Genomic DNA, 20,591 nt, shown 5'->3' with positions numbered 1-20,591 from the left:
AGCCTTCTATTTCTAGAAGGCTTTGTATTTAACCGCCGGCAAGTTTGACTGTCATGCCTTTCTTTTCAAGGTGCGCTTTAATTTTATCTCTAGCGTCGCCTTGAATCTCAATGTTGTCATCCTTAACTGAGCCACCACAACCACAAACCTTTTTCAGCTCTGCTGCTAGTAGCTTTAGTGCTGTATCTTCCAAATCAAGGCCGGTAATGATACACACGCCCTTACCTTTTCTGCCTTTAGTTTGACGCTGGATTCTCACAACACCATCGCCCTTCGGACGTTCGGTTTTCTCAGGCTCTTGTTTGATTCTTCCGGTTTCAGTTGAGTATACTAAAGTCATTGTTACTTCTTCTGTTGCTGTGCCTGCAGTGCTTTTTGCTTCGCGACTAAGTAAGCTTCAATATGCCTTTGTATGGCCGTTTTTGACCCCTTGATTAACTTGCCATTAAACATGCAATACCAAGCATTTGGTTCGCCAGTGTCATTTTTAAGTGAGTAACCGTTGAAATTCTCAACTTGATTAGCACCACCTTCACCTCGTTTTTGTCCAAGGGAAGCAAACTCTTTTGGGTCAATGATTGACGCGGTGTCGCACCACCAGTCTATGCTCTTCTTTACAGCACTTAGGTTACCTTGTAGCACGTGATTTTTAATTTTAACTTTCCATGTACTTCCATCAGGTCCGCCGGACTGAAGATTGAAGCCTCGATAATTTGAAATTGCCATATCACTGAATCGTCTTTTCTTGCGGTAATTTAATCATAAATGCTATGTAATGAATCGCAAACACTTTGTAGTCACATTATTCTAAATAACTAAGCAAAAAGTCACCAAAATCACATAATTAAAATATAAAGTTCACTGCAAAAGTGGCTTATTTTTCGAAAGTTGCGTGATTAATGCAAGATTCTAGAAATAGATGAAATTCATCGCCGTTATTCTGTAGCATTTTAGGGAACATGGAGATTGGAGTCATGCCTGGGAAAGTATTTACTTCATTTAAGTAAATCTCACCCTCTTCGGTTAAGAAGAAATCAATACGTGACAAATGGCGTAAGTTCATTTGCTTAAAGACCGTCTCTGAAGCTTGTTGAATAATTTCAACCTGTTCGACAGTTAGATTACTAGCTTCGACTTCAGTCAGTGAGTGACTCGTACTACTGTATTTCTCATCGTATGAATAGAATGCACCATCTGGAGCTATTACTTCCCCAGGTTTTGTGATGCGTAATTTACCATCTATCTCGTAGGCCGCTACTTCAAGTTCACGTGGCTTCACCGCTTTTTCAATCAAAACTTGGTCAGAGTAGCCAAATGCATCATTGATAGCTTGGGACAAATCATCTTCTTTTGTGACACTGTAACAACCAACAGAAGAACCTTGTCGAGCGGCTTTGACAAATACTTTGCCCCATTTATCAAACGCTTGCTGCGCCTGGGTATGAGCCTGCTCATCATTACGGGTGAGGAACAAATAGGGTGTGTTAGCAATTCCAATTGCGTCATACCATAGCTTCGAAGTAATTTTGTTGAAGCTATTGCTGCTCGCTTCAGGGCCGCAGCCTAGGTAAGGAATACCTGCGATTTCAAACATCGATTGGATGTCACCAGTTTCGCCGGGAAAACCGTGTATACAAGGAACAATGAAGTCGATGTCTAAGTTTTGATCTTCAGAACACAGCTTTTTGGTGTTGAGGTCTAAATAAACCAACTCACCTTGGTTCGTCACCCAACCTTCGTTTTTGATTTCTACACGTGTAACGCTTACATCATCAATAAGGTTTAATTGCTGCTCAACGAAATTTGCTGACAGTAATGAAATCTCATGCTCAGAAGAGCCGCCACCGCATAGTAAAAGGATATTTTTAATCATGAATCAATCTTTCCGTGATCTACAAAAGATACTATTCAGTATGATAAACCTTTGTGTAGCTACGTACAGTAATTTTACTGTGAGGAATACTGTTCGAATAGGATTTAACCAAAGAAAGAAGGGAGCAAACGCTCCCTTCTCATATTCAATTAATTAAGCTTGTTAAGCGTTGGATAAGCCGAATTTTTGATAGAATCAATGCTTTTCACGAAAGGCTTTAACTGTCTGAACTCAAGAGGAAGAGTTGAAATTGCCGACTTAGCTTCTTGCTGTGTCGCGTAATCGCCATATAGAACCGTGAACCATTTTGTACCGTTCACTACTTTATAGTTTTCCCATATCGGCTGCTCGTTACTTGGTAACTTCGACGCGAATCGGTCAACTTTAGCTTGGCTACCCACTGCTACAACCTGAATTGTATATCCAAAGCGTTGGACAGCCTGTTGCTGCTTGCTAGGTGGTACGATTTTAACGGGTTTCTGTTGGCTTTGTGGTGTGAGCTTCACCACTTTCTTTTCTTCTTGAACAACCGGAACTTTGACAACTTGGGTTGTTTCAACACTCGTTTCTACGATGCCGCTTTCTGGCGCCATTACCGGCTTAGAAACAGGCTGAGTTTGATAGTCTTCACGGTAGCTTTCACTAGTTACATCTGTGAGATAAGTTTCAGATGCACAAGCAGATAATAGTACTGACAGACTGATAATTGCGATTTTTTTCATGAAGTAACAAACGCTCTGAATAAATATTACGATAAATCATGCCGATAGCCGGCTATTTTATCAAGCACCAAACACAATAAACTGTGATTTTGGTGTGATGAGTGACACAAACTGTATAAGCATGGCTCATCTTTTCGTCATTGTCTGAGTTGCCATTGTTAAATGAAAGCAATCTTCGTTTATGATTGTATGAAGAATGAGCAACTATCGTGGAACTATAGGCACAGGAGTGACAATGAATAAACTACAAAAGCTCTTCAAACCTAACTCAGTGGCAGTCATTGGCGCATCTCAAAAAGAGTTACGTGCGGGGCAAATAGTAATGCGCAACTTACTGCAAAGTGGCTTTGGTGGCGCGATTATGCCTGTCACGCCAAAGTACAAATCCGTTTCCGGGGTGATTGCATATCCAAATGTCGCTTCCCTGCCCTATACGCCAGATATTGCGATTCTGTGTACCAATGTATCTCGAAACAACCAATTACTAAAAGAGCTTGATGAACGAGGAACTGAGTTTGCAATTGTTATTTCAGATGACGCCGAAAGTATCGATTTTTCGCAGTTAAATATCCGAGTATTAGGTCCGAACAGCCTTGGTCTCATCCTTCCTTGGCATAATTTTAACTGCTCTTTTTCTCCCGTAGCTGCAAAGCCTGGTAAGATCGCTTTTATCTCTCAATCAGCGGCTGTCTGTACCACAGTGCTCGATTGGGCAAACGATAAGAACATTGGGTTTTCCTCCTTTATTTCGATTGGGCAAGGTCAAGATATAGATTTTGCAGAACTGCTTGATTACTTGAGTATGGATGGAAGAACTGAAGCTATTCTCCTTTATGTCGATTCAATTAAAGACGCTCGCCGGTTTATGTCTGCTGCTCGTGCGGCTTCCCGTAACCGACGTATCTTAGTGCTAAAAGCGGGTAAGTCCTCCCAGGCCCGCCCTATTGGCGCTAGTAGCATTGATTCTCTCGATATCATTTATGACTCTGCTATTCGAAGAACGGGTATGCTGCGTGTTGGCAATACTCATGAGTTGTTTGCTGCAGTAGAAACCCTTACTCACTCAGTACCACTCCGTGGTGAGCGCCTTGCCATCGCAACCAATGGCGGGGGCCCTGCAGTAATGGCAGTTGATACATTATTAGAGCGTGGTGGCAAGCTAGCATCACTTGATGAAGAGTCTGTCGCTCAGCTAAAAGCTGTATTACCGAGTAATTGGCGTGGAGCAAACCCAATAGATCTGGCTGGTGATGCCACTAAAAAACGCTATGTTGATACACTCAACTCGCTTATGAATGGTGATTGCGCAGATGCAATCTTAATTATGCACAGCCCCTCTGCTGTCTCAGATTCTTTAGAAACAGCAAATGCTGTCATTGAAGCTATTCAAAATCACCCACGGCATAAGCATTTCAATATTCTAACGAATTGGTCTGGAGAACAAACCTCAAGAGAAGCCCGCTTAGCATTTACTCAAGCTGGAATCCCAACGTATCGAACGCCAGAAAGTGCGGTAGTTGCTTACATGCACTTGGTGGAATATAGGCGAAATCAAAAGCAGCTCATGGAAACGCCGACAACAGCAGAGCCTTTGCACTCCGGTAGTGTAAGTTCTGCGCGTGAATGGGTGGATGAACAACTACTGGATAAAAACACAGTCACGCTAGATACGCATCAAACAAGCCCTCTGTTTGAAGAATTTGGCTTTAATATCCTCCCTACTTGGATTGCATCCGAAGTAACTGAAGCAGTACATATGGCCGAAAATATCGGTTATCCCGTCGCTGTTAAACTTCGTTCACCTGATATTCCTCATAAGTCTGATGTACATGGTGTCGCACTTAACTTGCGCAATAGCCAAGAAGTATCAAGCGCAGCACAAGCCATTCTTGACACTGCAAAATTGAGCTATCCCTCTGCCAACCTTCAAGGACTATTAGTTCAAGGTATGGCGAAATTAGGTAGCGCTGAAGAGTTACGAGTGAGCATCGTCGTTGATAAGGTATTTGGCCCTGTCATTCTACTTGGACAAGGTGGCTCTGATTGGAATATTACTCAGGATGCCGTAGCAGCGTTGCCACCTCTTAACATGAACTTAGCGCGCTATTTAGTGGTTATTGCGCTAAAATCTGGGAAGGTACGCCTGCAAAAACACAAAGACGCAATCGATGTAACCGAACTATCGAAGTTTTTGGTTCGAATTTCTCAAATGGCAGTAGAGTTACCTGAAATTGAAAGGCTGGATATACATCCAGTACTAGCATCAGGCAGTGATTTAACCATTATTGATGCCGATGTTACACTTAAGAAGTACCAAGGTGATGCGCAAGAGCGTTTGGCAATTCGCCCTTTCCCCGCAGAGTTTGTTGAAACTGTCACGCTTCGCGATGGTCAACCTATCCTACTTCGCCCAATTTTACCCGAAGATGAGCCTACCCACGCTCAGTTCATAAATAGCGTTTCTAAAGAAGATCTCTATAACCGATTTTTCTCTGACGTCGGTGAGTTTAATCATGAGACGCTCGCGAACCTTACACAGATTGACTACGACCGCGAGATGGCGTTTGTTGCTGTCGCCTTCGATGATAACGGACCTTCAATTATTGGTGTATCTCGTGCACTGATTACACCAGACAATAGTGATGCAGAGTTTGCGATTCTGGTTCGCTCTGATTTAAAAGGCAAAGGGTTAGGTAAAGTGCTGATGCAAAAAATCATTGGTTACTGCCAAGCGAAAGGTACCAAGCAAATTTCTGGTATGACGATGCCGACTAACAGAGGTATGTTATCTCTTGCTCAAAGTCTAGGATTTGAGTTAGACGTACAATTTGCCGATGGCACTGCTGATATGGTGTTGCCGCTCAGCAACGATTAGTGACTGTATCAAGAACATAACACGATAAAAAAGGGACAACGAATTGTCCCTTTAGACTAACTCATAATGTGACATTGTCACTTGAGTTTCCAGTTTTTCTTCAAGTACTGTACACACCAAGATTTGGCTTCGCCCATCGTATTCCTGCGCCACGCTAAGATAATATCAATTGGCTGCTCCTCCGTACCTTCGATACGTTTTAGAACACCGCTATCAAGCAAAGGTTGTGCGATTTGACTCGGTAGTGTGCCGATACCTAACCCGGAAGTTAGTGCTTCAACTTTAGCTGGGAAATTGGTGACTGTGAGTCTCGGTTGCTTTTGCATGACATTAATTGACATGGCTGGCTGCTCTCTCGCTGTGTCAGCGATGGCAATAACGCGATATTTTTCTCGGGCGCTATCATTGAATTCACCACTACGTTTATGAACATAGTGATCGGCCGCAGCCACCCATACCATGCTCATTTTACCGATTTTCTCCGCTTTGACATCTTGCGGCAGTGTATCTAGAGCTGGACAAATCAGTAAATCGGCTCTTCCTGTATTCAAGGACTCCCAACTTCCTGCGAGAATTTCTTCTTGTAGGCGTACTCTCGTGCTACTGACGTTGGCTAAAGCGTCTACCATAGAAAAGAAGTTTGAAATCGGAATAATTCCATCGAACGCGACGGTAATATCAAGCTCCCAGCCATTCGCAAGCAAAGTCGCATCATTTACAAGTTTCTCGCTTGCCTGAAGAATCGCTCTTCCCCGTTCCAAAATTAGTTTACCAGCATCCGTGAAATGCGCTTTGTGCCCCGAGCGATCGAAAATAATGATGTCGAGGTCTTGTTCTAGCTTTTGTATTTGGTAACTAAGAGAGGATGGTGCGCGATCTAACTCATTCGCGGCAGCCGCAAAACTTCCTCTTCTATCAATAGCATCCAAGATATGAAGTGCTTCTAACGTGATTGGGCTCTGCACAATAGCTCCCTATTTATGTGATTCAAATCACAGTAGTGTCATTTAAAAACTAATTCTAAAAAACGATTTAAAATAATATAACAGATTGATAATTAAAGACTAGCTTATGAATAACGCAAACGGTCACTGACAAAAACTACGAGTTAATCGCAATGGTAATGATAGTAATTATTATTTATATAAACTAAGATACCGCACGTTGTTGTTACCTATTATGGATCAAGGTATTTAAGTCAAATGTATAAGAAATCACTTTTGTCAGCCTCTATACTAATCGCTCTATCTCAAGGGGTATACGCTGAAGAGCAATCGACGTTTAATGAAGTCGTCGTGTCTGCAACTCGAACCAACCAAACTATGGATACAGTAGCCGCTTCTGTTGCCGTTATTTCTGAGAAAGATCTCGAAGAAAGCATGGCGAAAGATCTCAGCGACGTATTCGAGTATACACCTGGAGTAACAGTCAATGGTACTCAACGTCAGGGGGTTCAGAGTATTAATATTCGTGGTATGGAAGGCAAACGAGTCAAGATCTTGGTAGACGGAGCATCTCAGCCAGGTGCATTTGACGGCGGTCCTTACTCTTTTATCAACTCAAGCGCGGTTACTGTTGACCCTGACATGCTAAAAAGCGTTGAGATTGTAAAGGGCGCAGCTTCTAGTTTACATGGTAGTGATGCTATCGGTGGTGTTGTCGCGTTTGAAACCAAAGACCCGCGTGACTTTCTAAAAGACGGTAAAGACTTCGGTGGGCAGGCTAAGCTCTCTTATTCATCAGAAGATAACTCTTTTAGTGAGCATGTCGCTGTAGCCAAGCGATTCGATAACCTTGAAGCATTGGTCGCATACACTCGCCGTGATGGTTCTGAGTTACAAAACTTTTCAAAAGCACCTTATGAGAATTACTCTGTAACCGGTCAGGATTACTACAAGAATGACTTGTTGGTTAAACTTCAATCGCAACTGAATGATGACCACCGTTTGGAATTTTTAGGTGAAGCCATCTATAACCAAACAGACTCAGACATTGCACATCAGTCCTACAAAAACTTCAATTCTGAAGACCAGACTAAGCAAAACCGTCTTGGCTTGAAGCATATTTGGTTTACCGACTTCGTAGTGTCTGACACCATTACCTCTCAATTAACTTGGACGAGCAAAAAAGAAAATGGTGTCACCAATCGTTTTAAAGAGGCAAGTCCGGGCTTTCCTCCTTACGTGCCAGCGAGTGGAGATAATCAACAGAAGAAAGACTACGATTACACCGAAGACAAAATTGAATTCGAGACTCAGTTAGATAAAGAGATTCAAAACCATTACTTAGTTTATGGTTTGTCTTACAAGCACAGTGATATTAGCAACACAAACCGAGAGTTCAACTCTGATCCAGGTACACCGGATAAAATCTATGTATACACTCCGGATGCCAAAGAGCAGAGCTTCGGCCTATTCTTGCAAGATGAAATCACGCTGCTTAACGACAAGTTAATCATCACTCCTGGTGTTCGTTACGATTATTTCTCTACAGATCCATCAAGTACGTCCGAAGAAACATTCAATAAATTCAGTGACTCTGCATTCACTGGTCGTTTGGGTGCGACTTACAAAGTCAACCAACCAGGTACTGTATTTGCGCAGATTAGCCAAGGCTTCCGCGCCCCATCATTTGATGAGTTGTACTACACATATGACAACCCTGGACACGGTTACGTCAATCGCCCTAACCCGGATCTAGAATCTGAAAAGAGCTTGTCATATGAATTGGGTTACCGTCATAACACTTCAGCATCGGCGACTGAGTTCTCACTATACTACAGCGACTACAGCGATTTCATTGAGCAAACGTCTACAAATAATGGTGGAATGTTGGAGTTTACGAACATCAATATTGCTGAAGCAACGATTAAGGGCATTGAGCTATCAAATAGCCTCGATTGGCACGAAATTGCAAATCTGCCGAAAGGTACGACAACTCGCTTTGTAGCTGCGTATACAGATGGTGAGAGCGGCGATGGCAAACCACTTAACAGTGTCAACCCTTGGAATGCAGTTGCAGCAATCAACTATGATTCGCCAAATATGCTTTGGGGCACAAGCTTGAAAGTCAACTATACGGCGAAGAAGTCTAACAGCGATATCAACTCTGACGGTGACAATGGTGGAACTAGCGACCAAGTGGAACTTCCATCAGCAACCGTGGTTGACTTGACTACATACTATAAACCAATGAAAGACCTAACCGTTCGTGCTGGTGTGATGAACTTGACTAACGAAGAGTACCATTTATGGAATGATGTTCGTGGTGCGACTGAGCTTAGCCCTGATAACACTCAAGCGGAGCGAAACTACAACATTAGTGTGAAATACGAATTCTAAGTGTTACAAAAACAAAAAAGCCAGCATAATGCTGGCTTTTTTTACGCGTTTTCATTTCAAAAATGTTAAGAAAAGAATGAAAAATGAAAAACTACTGCTTTGCCATCTCTTTCTTCACCATGACTGCTGCTGCCACAATGAATGCGATGATTAGACCAAGTTCCATTAACTACCCCGATAGTCTTAAGAAAATTTACGCTCTAAATTAAGAGTCGCGCATAGTTTAACACTTCTGTTCACCTTAGCTAGCTTTTAACCAGAAATTTACGAATTTTTCCGATTTAGATCAAAAAAGGCGCAGAGTTGCGCCTTTATGTTAAAAAAGTGTAAGCTTCAATCTTTTAAGCGTCTGGGTAGCCTTGAGGGTTATTTGATTGCCAACGCCAAGTATCGCCGGTCATTTCTTCTAACGAACGTTCAGCTTTCCAACCAAGTTCGTTCGCTGCTTTAGAAGGATCTGCCCAACATTCTGCAATATCTCCTGGACGGCGCTCTACTAGCTTAAACGGCACATCTTTGCCTGATGCATTTTCGAATGCTTTAACCATTTCTAAAACACTATATCCATTACCTGTACCGAGGTTGTAGATATGAAGTCCCGCTTTACGGCCTACTTTCTCTAGCGCAGCAACGTGACCATCAGAAAGATCCATTACATGGATGTAATCACGAACGCCAGTACCATCTTTCGTTGGGTAATCGCTACCGAATACTGATAGGAACTCACGACGACCTACTGCGACTTGAGAAACGAAAGGCATTAGATTGTTAGGAATACCCTGGGGATCTTCACCAAGTTCACCCGTCGGATGAGAACCTACAGGGTTAAAGTAGCGTAGAAGCGTAATACTCCAATCTTGATTCGCTTTTTGGAAGTCCGTTAGACATTCTTCGACCATTAATTTGCTACGACCATAAGGGTTTGTCGCACTGGTTGGGAAGTCTTCAGTAATTGGCACTGTCGCAGGGTCACCATAAACCGTCGCTGAAGAGCTAAATACGATCGATTTAACGTTGGCTTCACGCATAGCTTCTACAAGAACAAGAGTGCCACTGACGTTATTGTCGTAGTACTCAAGCGGCTTTTCAACTGATTCACCAACCGCTTTGAGGCCAGCAAAATGAATCACAGCTTCGATACGATGCGTAGTCATTGCGTCTACTAACGCTGCTTTATCGCGAATGTCTGCTTGAATGAATTCAGGTCTCACACCACAAACCTTTTCAATGCGGTCAAGCACTGTTGATTTACTGTTGTAAAGGTTATCGAAGATCACCGGACTCATACCAGCTTCGATCATTTGAATACAAGTGTGACTGCCGATATAGCCCATACCACCCGTAACAAGTACTTTCATTTTTTGTTCCTTCTGACGCAACTTTCGCTAGTCTATAGATTTCTTTTGTCTTTTTAAACAGTACCTTCTAACTCTGCACCAATCAGTACTGCTTGCCCTTTACCGGCTCTCTTAGCTTCGTACATCGCGTTATCAGCATTTTTTAAGACTCTAGATGCATCTTTTTCATTATGCCCTACCAGTTTGACACCAATACTTACACCAACCGTGAGTTGGGCTCCTTTATATTCTATTGGTTGGCTGACACATTTAATTATTTTTTCGACAAATCTCGTCACTTCAGTTTGGTTTGTTGGGGTCATTAAATAAACAAACTCGTCTCCTGATAGGCGAGCAACTAAATCGTCATGTCTGGTTAAGCCACTTAACCTTCGCGAAATCACAGACAAGACTTCATCACCAGCATCATGACCATAGGTGTCATTTACTGCTTTAAACCCATCCAAATCCAGATAAAGAACAGCAAACTCATCTCTTAAATACCCTGATTGGTCAAGCAATGCATCGAGTTGTTGATGAAACTTCGCTCGGTTAGCGAGTCCAGTAAGGGGGTCATGATGAGCCAAGTACTCTAATCGCTCCATCTCTTTTGAACCAGAAAGATCGGTCAGCAAAATAACAATGTCGTATTGATCTGTTCTTCCTTCTTTGAATATGCGGTTAACCTTTACAAATAGTGGGATAAGCTTGCCGAGGTGATTTAGTTCAACAACCTCTCCTTGCCATTGACCATAGTGCTCGATACTTTCTATGATGCTAGGTATGCGGATTTGCAGCTCTCGTAGTTTTATACACTTGAAGAATGGCATGCCTGTCAGTTTCTCGGAAGTACTACCAAATAATGACGTAACGGCCGAATTGACCATAGTAATAAGGCCATCTTGATTCAGAACCAATAGTCCATCATCACTATTTTCAAACACCCTCGTGGCTATCCGTTGCCTGCTTAGTGCTTCCTCTACTCTCGTGATGTCCTCAATGACAAATAACATTTTGTTCACGCCAGTAAGACGAACACTGGTTAAACTAAATTGACGTGTTTCTTCTCCCATCTGACTGAGATGGATCTGACTTCTTTCTAATGAGAGCTTCACTATTTTGTCCAAAATCTGTGGCTCACGAGTTCGAACGAGCTCTAGGATATTGCTCGGAGCCTCACTTGATGGCGCTGTATTGAACGACTTCTGGGACTGTTGGTTCTGATAATGTATATGTCCGTCATTATCAGTGACGATTATCGAATATTGCACACCATTAATGATCGATTCTAGAAACGCTCTTTCTTTCTCTAGTTTCTGCATTGTAAATTGTGCCTGGCTTTCTTTTAGCCGAGATCTGGCGGCCATCGTTTGAAAACTCGTGATTAAATCGCCAATCTCATCGGCAGATTCAAATGGAATAAAGGGTTTTGAATCTCTTCCTTCCGCAAAGTCTTTCATCGCATGACTTAATGCACTAATTGGTGAGACAACGATTTTATTTAGTAGGTACACGAGTAAAGAGCTAGTGACAAGAGTGAGTAATACGAAGAGTGAAGCGTCTTTAAAGAGTGATTTTTTTATCTGCTTTAAGCTTTCTGATGATAGGGTCACGCGCACAAATGCGATGACTTCTCCATTTGAAAGAATGGGTTCCATGACATAAACGAACTGAGGAGAGAACGCGTAACCAATAGAAGTGATCTCTTGTTTTTCTCTGTCATTAGGAACCCGTGCCACACCAGTATCAGACTCAAGCATTGCAAACAATGATCGTTCAGAATCAAGTATCTTCACACGAACGATCGAAGGTTCAGCAAAGAAAGCACTCATTAGAGACTGAGTTCCAACTATGTCTCTTTCGCGTATAGGGGCTTCGAAACCGTGTGAGATTCCCTTGATTAACACCTGAGTGCTTTCTATCAACTGTGACTTTTCTACTTGATAGATCTTATAGGAGTGATACCCCTTCAATGTAATGAAAGCGAACAAAACAAGAAGCAGAATAGGCCAAAGTAATTTGGTACGAACAGACATAATAATTCCTGACACAATCTATGTGCATAGTCTGATTAATATAGCTATGCATATAATCTCACATCTAAGAAGAAAAGGTTAGTATAGAACCGTAATTAATAAACCTTATTAGGCAAAAAGATACAGTATTAAGTTATTAATTTATTGAGAATTCGCGTCATCTCAAATAAAGCTAATGCTAAAATTGTCGTTTCGTTATAACCAAACGCACGAATGATGATTCTCGTCACTGAAGCGGGAACCATTTTCATGCACTTTTATATATGCCCACGTGATATCGAGGTACTTGGTTCAGTTCAGCAATTAACAACTGGTAGGCAATAGCGATTGCGCTGCGTTGTTGTTCTTGAACTTGAATCACTGGAGGCACACTGAATGCTTCACTTCGAAGTCACATGGATATAATCATACAGTTAGAAGAATCATTACTTTGAATAAAGCAGACCTGACTTTAAATTGTGATATGGGTGAAAGCTTTGGTGCTTGGAAAATGGGCGCTGATGAGCAGGCAATGCCCTATATTGACATGGCAAATATTGCCTGTGGATTTCATGCGTCCGATCCCTGTGTCATGCATGACACTATTCAACTTGCCAATCAACATGATGTTGAAATAGGAGCCCATCCTAGCTACCCGGATTTACAGGGATTTGGAAGAAGAAGTTTGCGTATGACCGATGAAGAAATTACTAACATGGTCATCTATCAAGTTGGGGCACTTCAGGCACTGTGTAAGGCACAATACACCGATATTGGCTATATAAAGCCCCATGGTGCGCTATACAATGACATGATGCAGAGCGACAGCGTATTTCTTGCTGTCGTTAAAGCCGCAGCACTATTTAAAGTCCCATTGATGATTCTCGCCTCTCAAGAAAATGAAAAGTATCTCGAAATAGCAGATGACTTTGACGTCCCCTTATTATTTGAAGCGTTTGCTGACCGTCTTTACCAAGATGATGGAATGTTAACACCAAGAGCGCAACCTAATGCGGTGTTAAACAGTGAACACGCTATCCTAGAACAAGTCAAAATGCTTGCAGAATCAGGGCGAGTCAAAACCGCGTCTGGGCAATACATTCTATTAGAAGCAGATACAATCTGCGTCCATGGAGATAATGACGAGTCTATCGCTTTGATTCAAAAGATTCGACAAAGTCTCTACACCGGAGGAAATTAATGAATCAAGGGCAGTTCTCTATCTCTCCCATCTCGGAGTGCAGCATTTTAGTTCGCTTTCACGAAGAGATTACGGTTGAACACATTGGTGAATTAGCACATCAAATTACAGATAAGCTTAGCCATATTGTCATGAATGTCGTTCCTTCACACCGAACCATTTTAATCGATTACCTGCCCTTTAGAATTCATGAGTCCCAAATCCTGCAAGAGCTAAACCACATCATCGCTCGTTTTGATGTGCAGTCTATGGACAATAAGCAACCTAACTATATTTCAATTCCAGTTTACTACTCTGACGAAACCGCACTTGATTTAGATCGCTTTAAGGATATTGGCATATCATTGGCGCAGATAATTGAACTGCATACCCAATCCGTTTTTACGGTATCAGCGATCGGATTTGCTCCGGGTTTTGCATTTCTTTCAGACGTACCAAAAGCATTACAGATGCCAAGGCACAAAACTCCGCGCACTTGTGTCCCTGCAGGCAGTGTTGCTATAGCTGACAGTAAAACGGCAGTGTACCCATCAGACAGTCCGGGAGGCTGGAATATCATTGGCCGAACGCCTATCTCATTATTCACTGATACACCTCCGTTTATTCCTTTCGAAGTTGGTGACAAGGTCACCTTTGGTTCAATAACAAAACAAGAGTACATCAACTTAGGGGGCAAATTATGAGTTTTACTGGCTTAATCGTTGAAAAACCGGGCTCGCTCTCTTTGATTCAAGATTTTGGTCGTTTTGGGCTAGCACACCTTGGTATCACACAAGGTGGTCCTGTTGATGACTACGCTTACAGTTGGGCAAATCACCTCTTAGAGAACCCTGTTAATTGCTCGACCATTGAAATCACCTTGGGTAATGCCAGCTTTAAAGCGCTAGAAGACTGCCATCTGGCGATTTGTGGTGGTGATTTAAACGCTTCCATAAATGGGAAGCCAATTTCCAATTGGTCTGATTTTTCATTAAGAAAAGGGCAAACACTCAAGTTCGGTATGCCACGTAACGGCCTACGGTCATATCTAGCAGTTAAAGGCGGATTTGAAGTCGAGAAACACTTAGGAAGTACTTCCACTGTGGTAAGGGAGTCTTTAGGCGGAATCGCGCGAAATGGTGATGCGTTAAAAGCTGGTGATATCATAGGATTCAAGCCACATCCCGTCCCTACTCGAAAATCTAGGCAAATGACTTTTCGCTTCAAACCGGATTATAACCTCCCTATCACGCTTCGAGTCATTGAGGGCTACCAGCATAATGACTTTTCCCCAGAATCAGTAAGCGAGTTCTATTCTGGACATTTTGAAATCTCACCGAATTCTAATCGCATGGGATATCGGCTAGAAGGTCAAACGATCACCCCCCCATATGAAGGCATTTTATCAGAAGGCATTGCACTCGGTTCAATTCAAATTCCTAACGATGGCAACCCAATTATTTTGCTTAATGATCACCAGACAATTGGCGGTTATCCAAAGTTTGGCTGTGTTGCAAGAATCGATTTACCGCGCCTAGCCCAAGCTAAGCCAGGACAATCCGTTAGCTTCGTACAAGGAGATAGACAAGGGTTGCAAGATGTTTGGTGCCAATGGGCTCAGTTTTTTGGCTATTGAGCCCATATAGTAAGCTGATGGTTGGGAGTTAGCGTTACAATCCGTAACGCTCAGCCAATGCTTTTGGATAACCTCGCTCTTGAGTGAGGTTGACAGCGAATCTCTCCACCTCATCTTCACTCCAGCTAACGGTCGCGGGATGTTGTTGCTCTATATTGTCATTAGGTTCAATGCCGAACCAACAGTGTGCCATTTTTTGTGCTGCAAGTAATGTCGATGATGCCTTCACGACTTCTATACGAGCATAGTTTTTATCTTCAAACGTGACGTCAGCCGCTCGTAACACCGGGTCTGTCCCAGGGATTTGCTGTGCACCAAATAATGCCTTCCCACCTTTAACTGCTTCGTGGAATTCCGGAATGAACTGCGCCATGTGCTTTATCGCGTTATCGGTACGTTCATCCAAAGCCTCTTGTCGCCAACCATTACGAATTTTCGACAACAGACGAGTTGGTAGTTCAGGCTGTGCCGATGCCGTCGAACTCTCGACTAAACCATCGTCGAACAATGTAATGCCTTTGGTCATGCCGTGTAGCTGAAAATACCCATCGCCATAAGGCGTTAATTGAGCCATACCTTTATCGGTACCACGAGGACCATGAAAAATAACTTCTGGCCATTGCTGAGAACATTCATTCCAACGTGTAACGTAAGCAGCTTTGAACTCCACAAGTCGATCGCGCTTTACACCAATCGCATCGTCTACTGCCCCCGTTTCAAAGCCACAAGCATTAACCAAGTAATCACAACGCAGAGTTTTTTGCTCATCAGCTTGAAGGTAAGCCAGCTCCCAATCAGAACCATTCCAATGTGTTTGCTTAAGTTCTGCTTGCGCAAATACATCAACATTTGGAAGTCGCTCTAGGGTCATATTCGCCACAGCAGCAAGTCTGAATACACTCCACCCATATTCTTGAACGGCAACGACTGGATATTTTAGCGTATCGAGATCTGCATGCTGAGCAAATGGAATACACCATTCATCAATACTTTGAGGTTGTTTAGGTTGAATCTGCTTTGCAAGTTCCAAGAGTGCTTCTTTTGAGTACAACTTATAATACTCTTCAGGCCTCCCTAGCACTTGGTTACGCTCATCTTTCGATACAAGAGTTTGATAAGCTTGCTTAATGATGTCTAAACGCGGTAACAAGACTGCTGGATCACCACCATCCGAATGTGGAACGGCAATAATGGTTGGACGGATGTTCAATGAGTGAGGATACAGACGAATCGTATCAATAGATTGGGTAAGCAGGTCTAAGCACTGTTGCTCAGATATTTCTCGGTAAAGGTTACCACCCGCGTGTAAGTGACAAATCGGAGGGCCATTAACCAAAGAGACACCTTTCTCAATCACAGACACTTTAAAACCTAGTTCGGCAAAATGAATGGCAGCAGTAGAGCCTGCTACTCCTCCACCAACAATAGCGATGTGTTTATCTTTACGGCTTGAAAACTCAGACTTCATTGCTTCACTGAAAACTTTATAAGAACAAATCTTTACTTAAGGTGGATTCTACTCGGGTTTGTGAACGATTAAAATCACAAAAAGTTCATGGGTTTGCGTTTGTTAAGGGTTTACGTAAAAAGTTACTTTTGAAAGCAAAAAAATTCCAAAAAAAATGCTTGACGAGATTGTAGAGAACCCCTGTTTTTGCACCTATGTGAATAATATTTTTCCGCTAACACCCATGGCATAAAGCCTGCGGAAATACCCCATATAACTATGACTTCAGTTATCCCAAAAGTTATCCACTGTTTTTGTGGATAACTAAAATAAAACTGTCATGGAGTACTCCCGCAGTCGTTAAATAGAGGCTATTTAAGTGTTTACGGGCGTTAACAATCTTTTCAACAGACTCATGACCACCAGCGCAAGTACGACAAACGTCACAAATGGCAAAGCTATCCACAATTCAGGGTGGATCTGTGCATTAAGTTCAAACCCATAGGTCATTACCGCTGCTACACACGCTTCTGCCGCAAATACGGCAACCCCGCTCGCCACTATCGCCATGATGCCATATTCAGCCCACAGTGTCGTATTGATACGCTTCTTGCTTGATCCTAATGTTCGGTATAGTCGGATCTCTTGTTGACGCTGAGATAGACTCAATCGAAGTAACGTGAATATCAATAACAGTCCCGAAACAACACCTAACAATGCTAGGATCGTTATCGCTGATACAATCTGTTGGATCAATTCTTGAATTTTATTTCCCATCGTACGAATGTCGAGCACAGACACGGTCGGGTGCGCTCGTGACATCGATGTTAACAGCGCTTCGTTATCCTCATTAATTCGATAACTGATCAGGTATGAGCCAGGCAAACTGGCCATGACGTCTGAAGAGAATATGAAATAAAAGTTCGGTTTCATATCCCGCCATTCAACATGACGAATGCTGTCTACTGTCGCATCGAAGTTCTGACTGTTGATAACAAATCGTAATTTGTCGCCCAACTCAATGCCAAGCTCACTGGCAACTTCTGCTTCTACCGATACACTGCCTTTGTTGGTCCACTCTCCAGAAAGAATGTCATTGTACTCTGGCAGAGAATCTCCCCAAGTAAGATTGAGTTCACGACTCACCGCGTCAGAGCCCTGACCTTCTGATTTTAGTTCTTTAACGCTGACGTCATTAATTTCCGATAATCTACCCCGAATGATCGGGAAAGCCTGTGACCGCGTCACGTTGTTATTATCTAATGTTTCCAAATAGCTATCTAACTCATAGTCGGCAATGTTCAAAGCAAAAACATTAGGAGCATCCGCAGGTAGTGTCCTCGCCCAATCGGCAAGAATGTCACTACGAACTAGCCAGATAATTGAAAGCAACATGAGAGAAAGTGATAAGGCACCAAACTGCAAACCACTCGTCACTGGCGTACGGTTAATTCGACTGAGTGCGAGTTTCATCGCTGGGCGAGTTGAGAAGCGAGCAAATAATTTGGTTAATGCAACACTCACCGCAGCAAGTACAACAAACAGTCCCGCGATGCCTGCAAGCACAATCCAAACCAACGTATTGTTTGCGTAAAGAACAAGTAATGGTACAACCGGCACTAGGACCAACCACATACGTTTCCATGAACGCTTACCTGAACTTTGTTGAAGCACTTCAAGGGCTGGTGTTTTAATCAACCCAAGTAGAGGAATACCCAAAGCAGGCACTGTGATGAGAACCGCAGATACAACTGAAATTAAAATTGGAGTGACGCCGTAACTTGGTAGTGGATTAGGCAGCAGATCTTTTAATGGAATTCTCAATAAATATTCCAAGCCGCTACCAAGCAGCAAACCTACGATGCTCGCACTAACCAACAAGATGGTAACTTGAATCAGCAACCATTTTTCAATCCAACGACGACTAGCACCCAGACTCTTCAGCATCGCGATAGTTTGGGTTCGACTGTTTACGTAGCTTTGGCAAGTTAAAACCAACGTTGTCGCCGCCATGATGATGACAATTGCCACGGTCAATGAAAGATACTGAGTCGTGCGCTCAAAAACTTCATTACTTCGGCTTGCCGTATCTTGCGTACGCCAACGATCACTTGGCGAAAGCTCAGTACTGTCTTGCAGTTGTGTTAGTGTCGCATCATCCCCTTTAAGGAATAAGCGATATTGCACTCGACTCCCCACCTGAATAGCCCCTGTCTTATCAACGTCACTGTTATGAATGTAAGCGGAAGGCATTTGTTGAAAAGGGTTAAAGCTCAATCCGGGTTCCATTAAGACTGCACCAGAAACGGTGAAATCGGCATCGCCTATTGTGACAATGTCACCCTTATCTACATCCAACTGCGCCATAATGCGTTCATCTAACCACAGTTGGTTTTCTTTGATATGACCTGACGAGTTGTTGTCGAGCACTAAATCCCCCATCAAAGGGTATTGCTCGTCAACCGCGCGAACATTAATGAGCTGCATACCCGAATTACTAAAAGCCATGGTAGCAAATCGTGTCATGGAAGATCGTTGCATCTCATCAGTAGCAGCTAGTAACGTGTCTGGGATTGGATTGGCAGATACAAACACCGCGTCTGCCGTTAAAGCGTCCTTACCTTGCTTAACAATCACTTGCTCCATTCGTTCAGCTAATGCAGAAAGCGCAAAAATACTCGCAATCACTAAAATCAGAGCAACACTGATCGGCCACAGATTGCCTTGACGTATTTCACTTAAGCTCCAGCGCAATAGGCTTTTGTTTGGTGATTGTTTCACATGATTGCTAGCTTGAGTTTGCTCTTGTTCTCTGGAAGAGATCACGGTCATATTGTCTCCTCCTGTAATTCTCCTGCTTCCATTCGATAAACTCGGTCACAACGGCTGGCTAAATGACTATCGTGCGTTACAAGTATTAAGGTCGTGCCATGTTGCTCATTCAAATCAAAGAGGAGCTCAATAACTTTCTCTGCCGTTTGGTGGTCAAGGTTTCCAGTCGGTTCATCCGCAAATAAGAGTTCTGGCTGAGTCATGAAAGCACGTGCAAGCGCCACACGTTGTTGCTCGCCACCGGATAACTGACTTGGCAAGTGAGTTAGGCGCTGTTCAAGCCCCACGGCAGTGAGCAGCTCTTTCGCTCTTGCATCATTCTCAGCTTCGCCACGTAAAAGACAAGGTAGGGTCACGTTTCTTAACGCATTTAAACTTGGGATTAGAAGGAAACTTTGAAAAACGAAACCCAGTGAGTCTGCACGAATTTTGGCACGCGCTTCATCGTCTAATTTTGACAGCTCATGACCGAGCAATGTGATTTCACCTGAGGTTGGTGTATCCAATCCAGCAAGCAATGTCATTAGTGTCGATTTACCCGCCCCAGAGGTGCCTACAATGGCGATCTTTTCCCCTTTTCTAATATCAACATTTACATTTTTAAGGATTGTTAAATGCTCGTGATTAGTAGAGACTTGTTTAGAAACCAAATTAGCTTGAACAATAGGTGCTTTAAGTAAAGGTGTTTGCATGATTCGTATACTTTCCTTAGTTCTCTTTTTCTGTCTTTCCGCGACTACTCAGGCAAGCGAAAAATTGCTTGTTTTAGGAGACAGCCTAAGTGCTGGTTATCAAATGCCAATCGAGGAGAGCTGGCCCAGCTTACTTCCTGATGCGCTATTAGAACATGGTCAAGATGTAAAAGTTGTAAACGGCAGTATCTCTGGAGACACTACAGGTAATGGCCTTGCTCGTTTACCATCCCTCCTTGAACAACATTCTCCCGATTTAGTCCTCATTGAGCTCGGTGCTAACGACGGTCTTCGTGGTTTTCCACCTAAACTTATTACGTCAAACTTATCGAAAATGATTACCATGATCAAAGATTCTGGTGCGAATGTGATCATGATGCAAATCCGTGTTCCACCCAACTACGGTAAACGCTACAGCGATATGTTCTATGACATTTATCCGAAATTAGCTGAGCACCAACAAGTCACTTTGATGCCATTCTTCTTAGAGCAGATAATCGTAAAACCCGAATGGATGATGGACGATGGCTTGCACCCTAAACCAGAGGCACAACCGTTTATCGCGGACTTCGTTGCCCAAGAATTGGTTAAACATCTCTAATTTTACTGGTCTAGCTCAATAAGTTTTACCAAACTTTACG

The 20,591-nt window shown here is 42.9% G+C and carries 16 protein-coding genes; 6 read left to right on the top strand and 10 right to left on the bottom strand.

What is annotated here, in order from left to right:
* Nucleotides 1–28: 28 nt before the first annotated feature.
* From yciH to KIV41_RS04525, 4 genes are all read right to left on the bottom strand, one after another.
* Nucleotides 29–340 (bottom strand): stress response translation initiation inhibitor YciH, encoded by a 312-nt coding sequence (gene yciH, locus KIV41_RS04540; protein WP_285335779.1) that lies wholly within the window; start codon nt 338–340, stop codon nt 29–31.
* A 2-nt stretch (nt 341–342) separates the two neighbouring features.
* Nucleotides 343–726, bottom strand: coding sequence for a DUF3319 domain-containing protein (locus KIV41_RS04535; RefSeq protein WP_038883086.1), 384 nt, complete (start codon nt 724–726; stop codon nt 343–345).
* Nucleotides 727–874: 148 nt separating this feature from the next.
* Nucleotides 875–1,873: a D-alanine--D-alanine ligase gene (locus KIV41_RS04530; protein WP_010451797.1), complete on the bottom strand. Its 999-nt coding sequence runs from the start codon at nt 1,871–1,873 to the stop codon at nt 875–877.
* 149 nt (nt 1,874–2,022) lie between these two features.
* The gene (locus KIV41_RS04525; protein WP_010451799.1) at nt 2,023–2,595 is read right to left on the bottom strand and encodes an SPOR domain-containing protein; all 573 of its coding nucleotides are present in this window, start codon (nt 2,593–2,595) and stop codon (nt 2,023–2,025) included.
* Nucleotides 2,596–2,830: 235 nt separating this feature from the next.
* Between KIV41_RS04525 and KIV41_RS04520 the strand changes: the two genes are divergently transcribed.
* A complete protein-coding gene (locus KIV41_RS04520) occupies nt 2,831–5,470 on the top strand; it encodes a bifunctional acetate--CoA ligase family protein/GNAT family N-acetyltransferase (RefSeq protein WP_045392132.1) in 2,640 nt (879 codons plus the stop codon).
* Between the two features lie 77 nt (nt 5,471–5,547).
* Here KIV41_RS04520 and KIV41_RS04515 read toward each other — a convergent pair whose 3' ends face one another.
* A complete protein-coding gene (locus KIV41_RS04515; protein ID WP_252042755.1) occupies nt 5,548–6,435 on the bottom strand; it encodes a LysR family transcriptional regulator in 888 nt (295 codons plus the stop codon).
* A gap of 237 nt (nt 6,436–6,672) precedes the next feature.
* Here KIV41_RS04515 and KIV41_RS04510 point away from each other — a divergent pair, with 237 nt between their 5' ends.
* On the top strand, nt 6,673–8,811 hold the full coding sequence (locus KIV41_RS04510; RefSeq protein WP_252042756.1) for a TonB-dependent hemoglobin/transferrin/lactoferrin family receptor: 2,139 nt from the start codon (nt 6,673–6,675) through the stop codon (nt 8,809–8,811).
* A 341-nt stretch (nt 8,812–9,152) separates the two neighbouring features.
* On the opposite strand, the gene galE is transcribed toward KIV41_RS04510, so the two are convergent.
* Nucleotides 9,153–10,169, bottom strand: coding sequence for a UDP-glucose 4-epimerase GalE (gene galE / locus KIV41_RS04505; RefSeq protein ID WP_252042757.1), 1,017 nt, complete (start codon nt 10,167–10,169; stop codon nt 9,153–9,155).
* A gap of 53 nt (nt 10,170–10,222) precedes the next feature.
* Entirely contained in the window at nt 10,223–12,184 is a 1,962-nt protein-coding gene (locus KIV41_RS04500) for a diguanylate cyclase domain-containing protein (protein ID WP_285335777.1), read from the bottom strand.
* Between the two features lie 424 nt (nt 12,185–12,608).
* On the opposite strand from KIV41_RS04500, the gene KIV41_RS04495 reads away from it, so the two are divergent.
* The 3 genes from KIV41_RS04495 to KIV41_RS04485 are packed head-to-tail and all read left to right on the top strand — an operon-like array spanning nt 12,609 to nt 14,979.
* Complete coding sequence (locus KIV41_RS04495) at nt 12,609–13,364, top strand: 5-oxoprolinase subunit PxpA (RefSeq protein WP_029561102.1); 756 nt, start codon at nt 12,609–12,611, stop codon at nt 13,362–13,364.
* Complete coding sequence (locus tag KIV41_RS04490) at nt 13,364–14,047, top strand: allophanate hydrolase subunit 1 (protein WP_252042761.1); 684 nt, start codon at nt 13,364–13,366, stop codon at nt 14,045–14,047. The genes KIV41_RS04495 and KIV41_RS04490 overlap by 1 nt, the downstream gene beginning before the upstream one ends.
* Nucleotides 14,044–14,979, top strand: coding sequence for a biotin-dependent carboxyltransferase family protein (locus KIV41_RS04485; protein ID WP_252042763.1), 936 nt, complete (start codon nt 14,044–14,046; stop codon nt 14,977–14,979). The genes KIV41_RS04490 and KIV41_RS04485 overlap by 4 nt, the downstream gene beginning before the upstream one ends.
* A gap of 34 nt (nt 14,980–15,013) precedes the next feature.
* Here the strand turns inward: KIV41_RS04485 and KIV41_RS04480 are convergent, their stop codons facing one another.
* The 3 genes from KIV41_RS04480 to KIV41_RS04470 form a co-directional block, all read right to left on the bottom strand.
* Complete coding sequence (locus tag KIV41_RS04480; RefSeq protein WP_285335775.1) at nt 15,014–16,447, bottom strand: FAD-dependent oxidoreductase; 1,434 nt, start codon at nt 16,445–16,447, stop codon at nt 15,014–15,016.
* 354 nt (nt 16,448–16,801) lie between these two features.
* Nucleotides 16,802–19,258 (bottom strand): ABC transporter permease, encoded by a 2,457-nt coding sequence (locus KIV41_RS04475; RefSeq protein WP_285335774.1) that lies wholly within the window; start codon nt 19,256–19,258, stop codon nt 16,802–16,804.
* The gene (locus KIV41_RS04470; RefSeq protein WP_010451815.1) at nt 19,255–19,950 is read right to left on the bottom strand and encodes an ABC transporter ATP-binding protein; all 696 of its coding nucleotides are present in this window, start codon (nt 19,948–19,950) and stop codon (nt 19,255–19,257) included. Before KIV41_RS04470 ends, KIV41_RS04475 begins: the two co-directional genes overlap by 4 nt.
* Here KIV41_RS04470 and tesA point away from each other — a divergent pair.
* The gene (tesA, locus tag KIV41_RS04465; RefSeq protein WP_010451818.1) at nt 19,949–20,551 is read left to right on the top strand and encodes a multifunctional acyl-CoA thioesterase I/protease I/lysophospholipase L1; all 603 of its coding nucleotides are present in this window, start codon (nt 19,949–19,951) and stop codon (nt 20,549–20,551) included. The two genes, KIV41_RS04470 and tesA, sit on opposite strands and share 2 nt — an antisense overlap.
* Nucleotides 20,552–20,591 lie beyond the last annotated feature (40 nt).

Source organism: Vibrio sp. D401a (genome assembly GCF_030248515.1).
Taxonomy (GTDB): Bacteria; Pseudomonadota; Gammaproteobacteria; order Enterobacterales; family Vibrionaceae; genus Vibrio; species Vibrio rotiferianus.
This window is presented reverse-complemented; position numbering and strand designations above follow the sequence as displayed.

Excerpts from the sequence above, each read along its gene's own strand:
- KIV41_RS04525 (WP_010451799.1), bottom strand. The coding sequence starts at position 2,595 with ATGAAAAAAATCGCAATTATCAGTCTGTCAGTACTATTATCTGCTTGT.
- galE (WP_252042757.1), bottom strand. The coding sequence starts at position 10,169 with ATGAAAGTACTTGTTACGGGTGGTATGGGCTATATCGGCAGTCACACT.
- KIV41_RS04490 (WP_252042761.1), top strand. The coding sequence starts at position 13,364 with ATGAATCAAGGGCAGTTCTCTATCTCTCCCATCTCGGAGTGCAGCATT.
- yciH (WP_285335779.1), bottom strand. The coding sequence starts at position 340 with ATGACTTTAGTATACTCAACTGAAACCGGAAGAATCAAACAAGAGCCT.
- KIV41_RS04500 (WP_285335777.1), bottom strand. The coding sequence starts at position 12,184 with ATGTCTGTTCGTACCAAATTACTTTGGCCTATTCTGCTTCTTGTTTTG.
- KIV41_RS04485 (WP_252042763.1), top strand. The coding sequence starts at position 14,044 with ATGAGTTTTACTGGCTTAATCGTTGAAAAACCGGGCTCGCTCTCTTTG.
- KIV41_RS04535 (WP_038883086.1), bottom strand. The coding sequence starts at position 726 with ATGGCAATTTCAAATTATCGAGGCTTCAATCTTCAGTCCGGCGGACCT.
- KIV41_RS04480 (WP_285335775.1), bottom strand. The coding sequence starts at position 16,447 with ATGAAGTCTGAGTTTTCAAGCCGTAAAGATAAACACATCGCTATTGTT.
- KIV41_RS04470 (WP_010451815.1), bottom strand. The coding sequence starts at position 19,950 with ATGCAAACACCTTTACTTAAAGCACCTATTGTTCAAGCTAATTTGGTT.
- KIV41_RS04530 (WP_010451797.1), bottom strand. The coding sequence starts at position 1,873 with ATGATTAAAAATATCCTTTTACTATGCGGTGGCGGCTCTTCTGAGCAT.
- KIV41_RS04475 (WP_285335774.1), bottom strand. The coding sequence starts at position 19,258 with ATGACCGTGATCTCTTCCAGAGAACAAGAGCAAACTCAAGCTAGCAAT.
- KIV41_RS04510 (WP_252042756.1), top strand. The coding sequence starts at position 6,673 with ATGTATAAGAAATCACTTTTGTCAGCCTCTATACTAATCGCTCTATCT.
- tesA (WP_010451818.1), top strand. The coding sequence starts at position 19,949 with ATGATTCGTATACTTTCCTTAGTTCTCTTTTTCTGTCTTTCCGCGACT.
- KIV41_RS04520 (WP_045392132.1), top strand. The coding sequence starts at position 2,831 with ATGAATAAACTACAAAAGCTCTTCAAACCTAACTCAGTGGCAGTCATT.